The organism is Catalinimonas alkaloidigena (genome assembly GCF_900100765.1).
GTDB lineage: Bacteria > Bacteroidota > Bacteroidia > Cytophagales > Flexibacteraceae > Mooreia > Mooreia alkaloidigena.
Window position 1 is genome coordinate 96,458 of sequence record NZ_FNFO01000009.1, and the last position, 14,352, is coordinate 110,809.

8 protein-coding genes are annotated in these 14,352 nt (G+C 58.7%); 6 read left to right on the forward strand and 2 right to left on the reverse strand.

Annotated features, from left to right (window positions below):
• The first annotated feature begins 28 nt into the window (after positions 1 to 28).
• The 6 genes from BLR44_RS20275 to BLR44_RS20300 all read left to right on the forward strand — a co-directional run bounded on the left by BLR44_RS20275 (position 29) and on the right by BLR44_RS20300 (position 11,867).
• A complete protein-coding gene (locus BLR44_RS20275; protein ID WP_245706124.1) occupies positions 29 to 3,472 on the forward strand; it encodes a SusC/RagA family TonB-linked outer membrane protein in 3,444 nt (1,147 codons plus the stop codon).
• A gap of 19 nt (positions 3,473 to 3,491) precedes the next feature.
• Positions 3,492 to 5,066 (forward strand): SusD/RagB family nutrient-binding outer membrane lipoprotein, encoded by a 1,575-nt coding sequence (locus BLR44_RS20280; protein ID WP_089685531.1) that lies wholly within the window; start codon positions 3,492 to 3,494, stop codon positions 5,064 to 5,066.
• Positions 5,067 to 5,286: 220 nt separating this feature from the next.
• Complete coding sequence (locus BLR44_RS20285) at positions 5,287 to 6,771, forward strand: mandelate racemase/muconate lactonizing enzyme family protein (protein WP_089685533.1); 1,485 nt, start codon at positions 5,287 to 5,289, stop codon at positions 6,769 to 6,771.
• A 44-nt stretch (positions 6,772 to 6,815) separates the two neighbouring features.
• On the forward strand, positions 6,816 to 7,943 hold the full coding sequence (locus BLR44_RS20290) for a bile acid:sodium symporter family protein (protein WP_089685907.1): 1,128 nt from the start codon (positions 6,816 to 6,818) through the stop codon (positions 7,941 to 7,943).
• 204 nt (positions 7,944 to 8,147) lie between these two features.
• Complete coding sequence (locus BLR44_RS20295) at positions 8,148 to 8,555, forward strand: response regulator (RefSeq protein ID WP_089685535.1); 408 nt, start codon at positions 8,148 to 8,150, stop codon at positions 8,553 to 8,555.
• Between the two features lie 99 nt (positions 8,556 to 8,654).
• On the forward strand, positions 8,655 to 11,867 hold the full coding sequence (locus BLR44_RS20300; RefSeq protein ID WP_089685537.1) for a PAS domain S-box protein: 3,213 nt from the start codon (positions 8,655 to 8,657) through the stop codon (positions 11,865 to 11,867).
• Between the two features lie 555 nt (positions 11,868 to 12,422).
• On the opposite strand, the gene BLR44_RS20305 is transcribed toward BLR44_RS20300, so the two are convergent.
• Positions 12,423 to 13,271 (reverse strand): AraC family transcriptional regulator, encoded by an 849-nt coding sequence (locus BLR44_RS20305; protein WP_089685539.1) that lies wholly within the window; start codon positions 13,269 to 13,271, stop codon positions 12,423 to 12,425.
• Between the two features lie 128 nt (positions 13,272 to 13,399).
• Complete coding sequence (locus BLR44_RS20310) at positions 13,400 to 14,347, reverse strand: NADP-dependent oxidoreductase (RefSeq protein WP_089685541.1); 948 nt, start codon at positions 14,345 to 14,347, stop codon at positions 13,400 to 13,402.
• Between the last annotated feature and the right edge of the window lie 5 nt (positions 14,348 to 14,352).

A 14,352-nucleotide genomic window follows, 5' to 3' on the forward strand; every position in this document is an offset into this window, starting at 1 on the left:
AATTCAAACAAATCAACCGTACCTCTGTATGAACCACCACCTTTACCTCTCATGCTCCGGGCGCGTCGTCGCCTGCCTGTTGGCGTGGGCGCTGCTGATGCCCGCCTTTGTGGTGCGGGCCGCAGACCGACCCGTGCAAGAAGCTGACATCCAGAACGCGAAGGTTACGCTTTCGCTCACCCAGGCTACGCTACGGGAATTCATCAAAAGTGTAGAGTCGCAAACCTCCCTGCGGTTTACGTACGACGAAAAAGAACTGAAAACCGCCCGTCCCATCACCGTCACGGCCAAAAACGAATCGCTCAGCAAAGTGCTGGCGCGCATCACGGCCGAAACCGGGCTGGAGTTCAAGCTCATCAACAACAACATCCACATCCGGCTGGCCAGCGTCCCCCGGGCGTCGGAAGAGCGCCTGCCGCCAACCGGGCTGGACGTTACTGCCACCATTACCGGGCGCGTCACCGACCCGAGCGGGGCGGGCATTCCGGGCGTGAGCATTGTGGTGAAAGAGACCAGCAAAGGCACCATCACCGACGCCGCAGGCCAGTACGCTATCGACGCGGAAGCCAACGACGTGCTGGTGTTTTCGTTCATCGGGTTTACAACGCGGGAGATCACGGTCGGCAACCAGACGAAGATCGACGTGGTGATGGAAGAAAACGTGCAGGCCCTGAGCGAAGTGGTGGTAACGGCGCTGGGCATCAAGCGGGAAGCCAAGAAGCTGGGCTACGCCACCTCTACGGTCGATACCCAGGAACTGCTCAGCAGCCGCTCGCCGAACGTGGGGACAAACCTGGTCGGCAAAGTTGCCGGACTGAACGTACAGGCACCGCCCACAGGTCCGGGTGGTTCTGCCAAGATCCGCATCCGGGGGCAGTCGTCGTTCGGCGGCAACAATTCACCCCTGATCGTGGTCAACGGTGTGCCCATCAACAACACACCCGGCGGGCTGGGCAACGGCGCGGGGAAAGGATTTGCCGGTGAGGCCAAGTCGGACAACGGCGACGGCTTGCAGAGCATCAACCCCGAAGACATCGAGTCGATGACCGTGCTGAAGGGCGCGGCCGCCGCGGCACTGTACGGCTTCCGGGCGAAAGATGGCGCCATCCTCATCACCACCAAATCGGGAACGAATCAGACGGGCATCGGCATCACCATTTCGTCGACCGTTCAGGCCGACCGGGCGCTGGACTTTACCGACTTTCAGTACGAGTACGGGCAGGGTGAAGGGGGCGTGCGCCCGCAGAGCGTGAGCGACGCCCGCTCGTCGGGCGTGTGGAGTTTCGGCGAACGATTCGACGGCCAGCCCACGTGGCAGGTCGACGGGCAGCAGCACCCGTACGTGCCGTTCGAAGACCGGACGCACGCGTTCTACCGCACCGGCCTCATGACGCAAAACAGCGTGGCCCTGGCCGGGGGCACCGACAAAGGGAGCTTTCGCGTTTCGTTCGCCAACAACGACGCGCAGGGCATCATCCCCAATTCCGGCTTTACGCGCCGGTCGATCAACCTGGGGCTGAACTACAACCTGACCGACAAGCTTTCCACCAGCGTCAACGTCAACTACTCGAACGAGTACAACAAGAACCCACCGGTGGTCTCGCAACAGGATTACAACATCAACTCCACGCTCTACACCCTGGCCAACAGCATCGACCCCCGCTGGATGGAAAGCGCCTACAAAGATCCGGTGACGGGCAACGAGATCAACCCGGCGCGCTTCACCAACCGGACCAACATGTACTGGTCGATCAACGAGCGTTTCGAAAACCGGAAGCGCGACCGCCTGTTCGGCAACGCCGCCCTGCGCTACCAGTTTACGCCCTGGCTCTACGCCCAGGGGCGCGTCGGACAGGATTTCTTCGCGATTACCTACGAAGTGAACCGCCCGACCGGCACGGCCTTCCTGCCGCCGCCGCCTTCGGGCTTCAACGGCAATTATTACCAGAACAACGAGACGTTCCGCGAACTGAATATGGACTTCCTGATCGGGGCCAACCACGCGTTCGGGGCGTTCAGCATCGACGCGACGTTCGGCGGCAACACCATGGACCAGACGGGCCAGACGCTGAGCACGTCGGTGACCAACTTCTTTGTGCGCGACCTGTACACCATCAACAACGGGCAGATCAAAGAACCCGGCTACACCTACTTCCGCAAGCGCGTCAACTCGCTGTACGGAACCGTCGATCTGGGCTGGCACGAGTTTCTGTTTCTGAACCTGACGGGCCGCAACGACTGGTTCTCGACCCTGAACCCGAATTCCAACAGCTACCTCTACCCGTCGGTGAGCACCAGCTTTGTGTTCAGCCAGGCCCTGACGCTGCCCAACTGGATCAGCTTCGGCAAACTGCGGGCGGCCTACGCGGAGGTGGGCGGCGACACCGATCCGTACACCAACCAGCTGTTCTACACGCTGAACAACAACACGCTGAACGGCATTCCGTTGGGCAGCATTTCGGGCACGGTCAGCCCCAACCCGAACCTGCGTCCGCTGAAGGTGAAAGAGCTGGAAGTGGGGCTGGAACTGAGTTTGTGGAGCAACCGGGTTAACCTGAACCTGTCGGCCTACAACAAGAATACGGAAGACGAAATCCTGAACGTCGACATTTCGAACGCATCCGGCTTCGGGCAGACCAAGGTCAACGTCGGCCGCCTGCGGAACCAGGGCGTGGAAATGCTGCTGAGCGTGTTGCCCGTGCGCAACGACAAGCTCTCGTGGGAGACGGCCCTGAACTTCACTTACAACAAGAGCGAGGTGCTGGAGCTGGCCAACAACCAGCAGCGCATCGACGTAGGCACCGGCGAATTCATCGGCATTGTGTCGCACGAAGTGGGCAAGCCGCTGGCCTCGTTGCGGGGCGTGGATTTCCGGCGCGACGCCAACGGCAACGTGGTGACGTCGGACGGGCGGATGCTGGGCGGCGAACTGGTGACGTACGGCAGCGCCATTCCCACGCACATCGGCGGTTGGCTTAACACCATCAATTTCAAGGGATTCCGGCTGTTTGCCCAGATCGACTTCAAGTCGGGGCATAAGATGCTCTCCAATTCCAACTTCAACTGGTACCGCCACGGGCTGCACAAAGCGACCCTCGAAGGCCGCGAAGGCGGGGTGGTGTTCCCGAGCGTGACGCCGGAAGGCGAACCCAACACCACGGCCGTGTTGCCCGGTACTTTCTACAACGGGGTGCGCAGTTTCAGCATCGCCACGCCGTTTGTCTACGACGCCAGTTTCGTGCGGTGGCGCACGCTTTCGCTGGGCTACGACCTGTCCAAACTTTTGAGCGGCACGTTCGTCAAGGGCCTGACCCTCAACGCCTACATCAACAATTTCCTGATGATCAGAAAGCACGTGGACAACCTGGACCCCGAGGCGCAGTATTCGGCTTCCGACAACCTGTCGGGACTGGAGGCGCACTCGCTGCCTACCACACGCGGCTACGGACTTAACGTGACCATCAAATTATAAACCCCTGAACCACACGCACATGAAAACCCGATACCATTCGATTCTAGGGGCGGCACTCCTGCTCGTGGCAGGGAGTTGCGACACCAATTTCGAGGAAATCAACACCAACCCGATTGCCCCGATTTCGCTCAATCCCGAATACCTGTTTTCCGATGCCCAGCGCACGTCGGCCGTCAATACGCTGACCTACCAGGCGCCGATCATCCAGCAGGTGCAAATTCCATACTCGGGCAACCCGTCGGGCGGCAACCTGAACGTGGTGAACGAGACCAACACGATCCCGATTTTCAATACGCTCTATACCGAAACGATCCGCAACCTGACCGACATCCTCGACAAGACTAAGGACAATCCGGAGCGGAAAAACCTGTACAACATGGCGCGCATCTGGCGGGCCTACTGCTTTCAGGTGCTGGTCGATACGTACGGCGACGTGCCGTATTTCGAAGCGGGCAAGGGCTTTCTGGAAAGCACCTACCTACCGGCGTACGACGAGGCTTCGGTGATTTACGAGGACCTGATCAAGGAGTATACCGAAGCTACCAACGCGCTCGATCCCAACGGCGACATTGTGCAGGGGGATTTCTTCTACCGGGGCGACATTGCACAGTGGAAACGGTTGGGCAACTCGCTGTTGCTGCGGACCGGCATGCGCTACACCGAAATCGACGAAAACAAGGCGCGGTCGGTCGTGGCCGTGGCCGTGGACGGAAGTCGGGGCGGGGTGATGATGTCGAACGAGGACGACGCGGCCGTGCCGTTCAGTAGCATTTTCACCCATCCGATGTCGTCGCAGTTGCAGGCCACCGAGCGGCACAACTACTACGTGGGCGCACCGTTCGTGGAATTTCTGCAAGCCACCGAAGACCCGCGTCTGCGCTACATCGCCGTCAAGTACGAGAACCCGGTCAACCCGCTGGAAACCGCCGGGGCCGAAAATACCGATCCGGACGACCAGCAGGGCATGCCGTACGGGTACGACGAAACCACCATCGCCAACGCCCCGGAGTTTCCGGGCAAGATCGGGTCGGCGTTTGCCTACTCGCAGCTCAACCGCCGGACGGTGCTGCGGCTGGACCGGCCGGAGTTTCTGGTGACCTACGCGCAGACCTCTCTGCTCATGGCCGAGGCCGCCCACCGGGGCTACATTGGCGGCGGGGAGGCCGCCGCGCAGACCTACTACGAAGCGGGCATCCGGGCGCACATGAACCAGATGGCCGCCTACAGTGGCGATACAGAAAACTCGACCATCGACATCACCTCCGACCAGGTAGATGCTTACCTGACGCAGCCGGAAGTGGCGTACGACGTGGTGCGTGCGCTGGAGCAGATCAACGAACAGTACTGGGTGGCGTGCTTCCTGCAGTTTCAGGAGGGGTGGTGCAATTTCCGCCGCAGCGAGTACCCGGACCTGCAACCGATCAATTATCCCGGTCAGGACCCATCGGTCAACGCCGAGGGGGGCGGGTTTATACGTCGCCTCACCTATCCGCTTCGGGAACGGTCGGTCAACACCGCCCACGTGGACGAAGCCTCTGCCCGCATGGGGGGCAACACGCTGGGCAATCATGTATTCTGGGACGTGGTCCGCTAATGCTAAAAAAAAGAGCGCGGCGACGGGCCCGTAACCAACCGCCTGACGCTGAGTATGAACCGAATCGCCGCGCTCTTTTATTCCCAAGAACCCGACCACCGTGCCGAGGGGCGCCCCAGCCTTTGTGCCGCGCGCGTGGTGCATGGCCGAAGAGCCGCATGGCACTCCGAACTTTATCGACTCCGACACTAAATTCTAACCGCAGACCTACTTTATTTTCATGAAAAGCCTTTTACAACAGCTCATCGCCACCAGCAGAAAACAGGAACAGGACGCGGCGGCAGCCCGGCAGGCCGAACTCGACAGCCCGACCACGTCGGACAACCGCCGTGACTTCTTGAAGAAAACGGCGTTGGGCGGCATGGCCCTCGGAGGCTTCCTGTTTGCCCCCATCGAGGATACCGTGGCGCAATCGACCTCGAAAGTCAACCGGGCGTCCAGCCCTTCCGATCTAAAAATTACCGACCTGCGCTATGCCCTGACCAACGTGATGAACGGGACGGCCATCATCCGGATTGACACCAATCAGGGCATTTCCGGGCTGGGCGAGGTGCGCGACGCGGGCGATCCTCGCTACGCACTCATGCTCAAAAGCCGCCTGCTGGGGAAAAACCCCTGCAACGTGGAGATGCTCTTTAAAATGATCAAACAATTCGGCGCGCACGGGCGGCAGGCTGGCGGCGTATGCGGTGTCGAAATGGCCCTCTGGGATTTGTGCGGCAAGGCGTACAACGTGCCGGCGTGGCAGCTGCTCGGTGGTCGTTACCGCGACTCTGTGCGGCTCTACGCCGATACGCCGGAGGCCGACAGCCCGGAGCGGCAGCAGGAGTTGATCCGCTACCGCGTGAAAGAGCAGGGATATACCTGGCTGAAAATGGACCTGTCGATCGGTGAGCTCAAGGATGTGGACGGCGCGCTGGTCAACGCCGAGTTCTGGGGCGGGGCTCTCTCCCAATGGCGGGGCGATTACATGTCGTACGCCAACACGAAGCACCCCTTTACGCAGGTGCAGATCACCGAAAAAGGACTGGAGCACCTGGCGGGGCTGGTAGAACACGTCCGCAGCATGGTTGGCTACGAGATGCCGATTTCGACCGACCACTACGGCCACTTCGACGTGAACAACTCCATTCGCCTGGGCAAAGCCATGGAGAAGTACCGGCTGGCCTGGTTCGAAGACATGGTGCCGTGGCAGTACACCGATCAGTGGCGGCAAATTACCGACGCGCTGGAGACCCCGACCCTCACCGGCGAGGACATCTTCGCGAAAGAAGGCTTTAAAGAACTGGTCGAGAACCGGGCGGTGGACATCATCCACCCCGATCTAGCTTCGTCGGGCGGGTTGCTGGAAACCAAGCGCATTGCCGACTACGCCGAGGAAAACGGCATCGCGATGGCCATGCACCAGGCCGGGACACCGGTTTCGTTCATGGCCAATGTGCATTGCGCCGCCGCCACGCAAAACTTCCTGGCGCTGGAACACCACTCGGTGGACCTGCCCTGGTGGGAGAACCTGGTCAAAACGACGGACGGCCGACCGCTGATTACGAAGGGCTTTGCCAACGTGCCGCTGACGGCGCCGGGGCTGGGCATCGAACTGAACGAGGACGTGGTGAAACAGCACTTGCACCCCAAGGACAAAACGTTCTTTGCACCGACCAAAGACTGGGACGAGTTGCGTTCGCACGACCGGCAGTGGAGCTAAGGTAGCGGTTTGGGCCATTAACCTCCGTTCACGCTTTGAAAGCAATCAACGTTTACAAACTCGCGATGGGAGTAGCGGCAGTCGGCCTGGCCGTGGCGCTACTCCTGACCGCCTTCGGGCGCATTGCTCAGGCCGGGCCGTTCTTCATCGTTTTCTTTGCGGCCCTGGCGCTGGGGTGCCGCGGTTTTGCGCCGCTCAGGGGTTTTGCCTACACGGTGATGATCTTTGCGGCAGTCACCACGGCGCTGTACTATCCTGCCTATTTTGTGTCGGTCGGTACGTTCAAGTTCACGACGCTCATCACGCCCCTGATCCAGCTGATCATGTTCGGGATGGGCACTTCGATGAGCGTACAGGACTTCATCGGCGTGATCAAAATGCCCAAGGGCGTGCTCCTCGGCATCGTGTGCCAGTTTACCATCATGCCCTGCATCGGATTTCTGCTGGCTAACCTGAGCGGCTTTTCTGCCGAGATTGCGGCCGGCATCATCCTGATCGGCTGTTCGCCCAGCGGGCTGGCTTCCAACGTGATGAATTACCTCGCCAAGGCCAACCTGGCGCTTTCCATCACCATTACGGCCATCACCACCCTGCTGGCGCCGTTCTTTACACCCCTACTGATGAAGCTCCTGGCCGGTGCGTTTGTCGAGATCGAAGTGTTGGACATGATGTGGGACATCGTCAAAATGGTGATCCTGCCCATCGGGGCGGGGCTGCTGTTCAACAAGCTCCTGCACGGCAAAGCCAAGTGGCTGGACGACGCCATGCCGCTTGTGTCCATGTTCGGCATTGCCTTCATCATTACCATCATTACGGCCGCCGGACGCGACAGCCTGCTCGACATCGGGGGGCTGCTCATTCTGCTGGTGCTGGTGCACAACACGGCCGGCTATTTTCTGGGGTACTGGGGTGGGCGGTTGTTCCGCATGAGCGAACAGGACTGCCGCACCATCGCCATCGAAGTGGGCATGCAAAATGGCGGGCTGGCGTCGGGCATCGCCAAGGAGATGGGCAAAATTGCCACCATCGGGCTGGCCCCCGCCGTTTTTGGCCCGCTGATGAACATCACCGGCTCGATCCTGGCGTCGTACTGGCACCGCAAACCTCCACCGGTCGATGCGTCCGGCGAGCGTCCCCGGCCCGAAAAGCCGATGGCATTGGCCGAGCAATAACCCCGAAACGTAACTGAGGCGTATCGCGCCTCAACCCCGTGCAGTAGAAGAGGCAACGGCTCCGTAAAACGGGACGTTGCCTTTTATCGTGAAAAAGCGCTGGCGATTTACGTGCAGAATTGAGTACCTTATCCCTCCTTACGTTGGTGTAGATCACGAGACGACACCGGCATACCGATGGGATCGTGACCTGTTGCTGCCTTCATGATGAAAAAAATAAAAACAATTTTAATTGTCGACGATGATCCTATTTTTACAGAGATTGCAACCATGCTCCTCCACCATTTGCAGGTGGCAGAGCAGGTGCTCAGCGTTGTAAACGGGCAGCAGGCTCTGGCTTTGCTGCATGCCTGCACGGGCGCTGACGCGGGTCGCGACTGCCCTGACCTGATCTTGTTGGACATCAACATGCCGGTGATGAACGGCCTCGAATTTTTAGAAGAATTTCAGGGCTTGTCGCTTACCTCTACGCCTCGGGTGGTGATCTGCACCAGTTCGCAAGAGCCTTACGAACTGTCTGAAATTTCAGGATATGGTGTGATGGGAATTCTGACAAAACCCCTGAAGCCCGATAACCTGCACGCGATGCTGGCCTTGTGGCAGCAGCAATGAGGCCACGGTTTTTCGGTCTTCCGGAGAAGTGGCGCGTACGGTACTGCCGAGTGGCAAGCGTACGCCTAATTTTTACCAAGCTCCCATTGAGGTATCCAGATGAGCACAACCCCTTTCCAACCCTTCTCTGACGAACTGTTTCGCACGCTTGTGCAGCAGGCACGCGACGGCATTCTGGTCACCGACTCGGCGGGGCATCTGGTCGAAATCAACCCCAAAGGCTGCCGGTTGGCAGGCTATACCCGTCAGGAAATGGTAGGAATGCCGCTTGCGAAGTTGCTGGAGCCCGAACTGTTGGTCGGCCACCCGCCGCACCAGGAGCAGTTGCAACAAGGCAAGTCGGTGCTGGTGGCGTGTGAACTGCGCCGGAAAGACGGCTCGCTGATTTGGGTGGAGATCAACGCCTATACGGTTCCCAACTGCTACATCGTCGGGATTGTCCGCGACATTACCCAACGCAAAAAGCACGAAGAAGCCTTGCAGGCATCGGCCGCCCGCTTTCGGGCGCTGGTCGACGCCACGGCGCAGATCGTCTGGACCACCGATGCGCAGGGTGCCGTGGTGGAAGATTCGCCCTCGTGGCGGGCTTTCACGGGCCAGAGCTACGAAGAGTGGAAGGGCTTCGGGTGGCTGGACGCCTTTCATCCCGACGACCGCGAACGGGTGGCGGGCGAGTGGCAACGCGCCGTCGAAAGCCGCACCCCACTCACCACCGAATACCGGGTACGACACCGCGATGGCGGCTGGCGGTGGACGACCGCACGAACCAGCCCTGTTTACAACCGGCGCGGTGTGTTAGAGGGGTGGGTCGGCATGAACACCGACATCACCGAACGCAAGCAGATTGAGGCACAACTTCAGTACCAGGCAAGTCTGTTGGACAACGTGTCGGATGCCGTAATTGCCGTGGATCGCAGTTTCCAGATCACGAGTTGGAACCCGGCGGCCGAGGTCATCTACGGCTGGACCGCCGAAGAGGCCGTCGGCAAGCACATTAACGAGGTGCTGAAAACCGAGTACTTTCAGGGAACACAAGAACAGGCCCGGGCCCAGTTAGGCCAGCTGGGAAACTGGCAGGGCGAAGTCCGTCAATACCGGCGCGACGGGCAGCCCCGAACCATTCTGTCGTCGGTTACCTGGATCAAAGAGGCCGGCGGGCAGCCGGTCGGAGCCATTGCCGTCAACCACGACGTAACCGAGCACCGGCAGATGACGGAGGCGTTGCAGCAGAGCGAAGCCCGATTCAGCAGAGCGTTTCAGGTAAGCCCGGCTGCCCAACTGATTCTGCGGCAACGCGATAACCGGGTGATTGCCGTAAACGAGACCGCCCTCAAACTTCTGGAGCTGCGTCGGGAAGACGTACTCGGGCAGACGCCCGACCGCCTGGGGGTTATTTCGCCGGAGTTGATGCGCGAGCGGCAGGCCGCACTGGCCGAACACGGAGAGGTCAGGGGACGGGAACACACGGCCCGCACGGGCAGCGGGAGGGTCATCCACATGCTGACGTCCGTATCGGGTTTGGAATTTGACGGCGAAGCGTGTGTGCTGATCATCGGCATCGACATCACCGAGCGCAAACAGGCCGAGTCGGCACTGGTCGAAAGCGAACGGCGTTTTCGGCAGATCGCCGAAGGCCTGCCCCAACTGGTGTGGACCTGCAACGCCGACGGGTGCTGCGAATACCTGAATGATCAGTGGATAAAGTACACGGGCGTACCGGCCGCCGAGCAACTGGACTACGGCTGGCTGGCGCAGTTGCATCCGGACGACCGCTTGCCTACGCGTTTGGCGTGGGATCAGGCCGTAACGCAGCAATCGGAGTTGCAACTGGAGTACCGGCTGCGTCGGCACGATGGCGTGTACCGGTGGTTCGAAGTGCGGGCGTTGCGGCTCCAAAGTGCCGCGGGCGATACCTTCCGGTGGTTCGGGACCAACAACGACATCGAGGACCGAAAGCAGGCCGCTCAGATTTTGCAACGGACCAACGAAGTGCTGGAACAGCGGGTGCAGGCACGCACGCAGGAGCTGATCGATACCAACCACGAGCTGCAGGCCGCCAACGAAGAGTTGCAGGCCGCCAACGAAGAGCTACATGCCTCTAACGAGCACGTCTCCACCATCAACGCGCAACTGAGCGAGACCACGCAGGTACTCAAGCAGGCGCAGCAGACAGCACACCTGGGCAACTGGGAACTGGCCTTCGTGGAAGGGAAGGAGCAGATCGTGTATTGGTCGGAAGAAATGAGCCGCATCTTTCAGATTCCCTCCGATCCGCCCCCGACTCTGTCGTCGGTGGTAGAGCGCCTGCTGCCCGAACACCGCGATACGTTCCGCCAGAAAATCGGGCGTGCGATCCAGGAAGGTGTGTCTTACGAGCACAGTTGCAAAATTCAGCTGCCGTCAGGTGGCATCCGTTACATCGAAAGCCGGGGCATTCCGATCTGGAACGACCAGGGGCAGTTCCTGAAAATCCGGGGCATTTCGCAAGACATCACCGCCCGCCGAAAGCTGGAAGAAGAACTCCAGCAAGCCAACACCACCCTCGAACAGAAAGTGGCCGAACGCACGGCCGAACTGCAGCTACGCAACCAGGAGCTGGTGCGCATCAATACCGATCTTGACAACTTCCTGTACATGTCGTCGCACGACCTGAAACACCCCATCACCAACCTGGAGGGGCTGTTGGACATGCAGTCGTTCTTCGAAGAAAATCCGGTACAGAAACAGCGCTGGGAAGCCATGATGCGCCAGTCGATCGCCCGACTCCGCACGGTAATCAGCCACATCACCGAAATCTCGAAAGTGCAGCGTGGGTTGGAGCAGGAAGCACAGGAGATGGACATCGGGCGGGTGTTGGAAAGCGTACAGCAGGATCTGGCGTTTCTGATCAAGGAACACCGTGCGACGTTCGAGGTGAAGTTGGAGGTGGCGCGGCTGAGGTTCATTCCCAAGTACCTCCACAGCATCCTGCAGAACCTCATCAGCAATGCCATCAAGTACCGCCACCCTGACCGCACGCCCCTGATCAAAATCACGACCCACCGGCAAGACAAGCAGGTGGTGTTGGCCGTGCAGGACAACGGACTGGGCATCCCGCCGAAGCAGCAAAAGCGCCTCTTTAAGATGTTCCAGCGCCTGCACACCCACGTGGATGGGGCGGGCATCGGGCTGTACATGACCAGGCGCATGATCGAGAATTACGGCGGCCAGATCCAGGTCGAAAGCCAGGTAGACGTCGGGACCACTTTTCGCGTTTACCTGGACCCCAACCGGTTTGCGCACATTTCCTCCGAAGAAAATAAAAACGACTGACCGACCGCTTGCTGCCTAAGCAAAAAGACCCCGAGAGAGGGGGCGTGCAGCGGACGTTCCGGTCATAGCTAACATTGGTGCGATGTGCGCCATGTCTTGCGTAAGGCTGTCCCCTGTTTATAGAAAGGTATACCCGATGACTGTTATCTGAAAGTAGGCGTGAGGATTGGTAGAAATGGGTTAGAAGTACCCTAGAAACCAGTGAAGCCCGCTGGTGTAGCGGGTTTCCTAGCCAGAATAAGGAGAAAAGCGGAGAGTTAGAACTCTTGTATCAAAAGAGTTCATCTGTATAGGGTATAACGGGATTTTGATCGTAGCTTTTAGTAAACAGGTTCTTATAACTTATTTTATCGGATAGACGTGTGTTCCTTCCGTTGATTAGGAGCTATCTTCCTAAATGCAGATAGTAGAGACGCTGACACGAAATCTTCGGGAAAGAGGCTATGCGGCTTTGAGCGAATGATATTGATGGCTGGTATCTTGGTTCTTTCTGCATGACCCATAATAGTGCTAATCCATCAATGGGTCGAAGCAAATAAATCAATTTGAGGATGATCACGCGCGTGCATTCCAGCTGTTGCAGACGGTACCCTTCTCGTCGTAATACTTTTTGATGACCTTGGTCAGGTGGCTGGCATCCGTAAAGCCCAGCTCGTAGGCGATTTCCTTCAGACTTTGGCCTGAGTGCTGGATGCGGCTCTGCGCAACATTGACCCGGGCTTTCAGAATGTACTCTTTGAGGTTACTGCCGACTTTCTTCTTAAAGTACTCGCTCACGTAACTGGGAGCCAGGTGAAACGTTTCGGCAATGGCCTCTGCCTTGAGTTTGTCGTTCTCGAATAAGTTGTGCTGAATATACTGCAGAAGATCTTTGGCCTCGGGGGCGTCGGCATGATGACTCTCCAGAAAGCGGTTCTCAAAGTTGCGCACCAGGATGTTGAGCATGGCCACCATGTTGGTACGGAGGATGGACTCGGAGGGACGCGCCTGTTGGCGCTCGTGCAGCATGTTGGTGATCAGGCTGATGATTAGGGCTTTGTCGGACGGCGCATGCATGATGTCGCCCGGCACCCGGTTGTAGGTAGAGAGGATGTAGTGCAGGTTTTTGAACCACTCCCGGTAGTCCATCATCTGCCTTTTGTCTTCCTGGAAGAACAGTGCATTGAAACGAATAAAAACGAAGGTAGTAGGCGTCTGGATCTGGAACGAATGGCAGTCGTAGGGAGGCAGTAAAAAAAGGCTGTCCTTCTGGTAGGGCAGCAGCATGTCGTTGATGCACTGGCTCCCCGTGCCCTCCTTGATAAAAACCAGTTCAAAAAAGTTGTGCTGATGCGGACGTTTGGTCCACTTCAGTAACGTTTCTTCCTCCATTTCGAAGGGCTGCACCGTTTTTTCTATCTTCATTGCCTGCGATCGCTTGGTTTCGGGGAGTTGCCGGGAAATAAGTATACAGAAACGCTTCCCCGGCAGAGGAATGTAGAGGAATGCCGGTTGTTTTTGCATAAAGCTACCCATCAGGTCTGAAACATGCACTACGCGCTTTCTACCGTCACGACGGTTTTTCCAGTCAGTTGGTGGCTGATCATCTTCTCGTGTATCAGGGGAATCTCCCGGAACGTAAACCGGTGGGCGATGCGTGGCGTCAGGATGCCTGCTGCGAGCCATGTAGCCAGTACCTGCATATCCTCACCGCTCGAATGAACAAAGAGAAATTGGGCCTTGATGTGCCGCCGGGCGGCAAGGTCTTTCCAGGTGTCTCCGGTGCCCGACGGAATGGTGATCAGTCGTCCGTTCGCGCTTAGGATCCGAAATGCTTTGATGACGTTTTCGCCGCCCAGCGTATCCAGCACAAAGTCGATGTTGTTTGTTTCTTTTTCGAAATCAGCCGAAGTGTAGTCGATGGCTTCGTCCAGCCCATTGGCCAGCAGGAAAGGAATGTCTTTCGGTGCGGCGGTACCAATCACGTAAGCACCGTAGTGTTTGGCTAATTGCAGGGCCGGAAATCCAACGCCACCCGCCACTCCCTGGATCAGCACGCGCTCTCCTTGCCGGACGGCAGCCACCCGGAGGGCCTGGTAGGCCATCAGGGTAGCCAGGGTAGAAGCGGCGGCCTGTTCGTGCGAACAGTTCGCGGGTTTCCGGGCGATGTCGGAGACCGGTACGGCCACAAACTCGGCATAACAGCGCCCGTGGCCGGGAAAGCGAATCAACCCGAACACTTCGTCGCCCACCTGAAATGCCGATGCCTCGGCGCTTGTCTGAACCACCACGCCGCTCAGGCCCCAACCCAGTACGATTGGCGCATCGTTCTGAAGGGTGGGGTACTGTCCTTTTCCCTGGAGGGTTTTGCTATCGACGGGATTGATGTCGATTGCCATGGTTTTAACCAACACCTCGCCGGCTTGTAGCTCGGGAACGGGAAGATCCTGCAAGCGGAGTGCTTCTGCACGGTTAAGACCTGTCAGAACGTATGCTTTCATGGTTT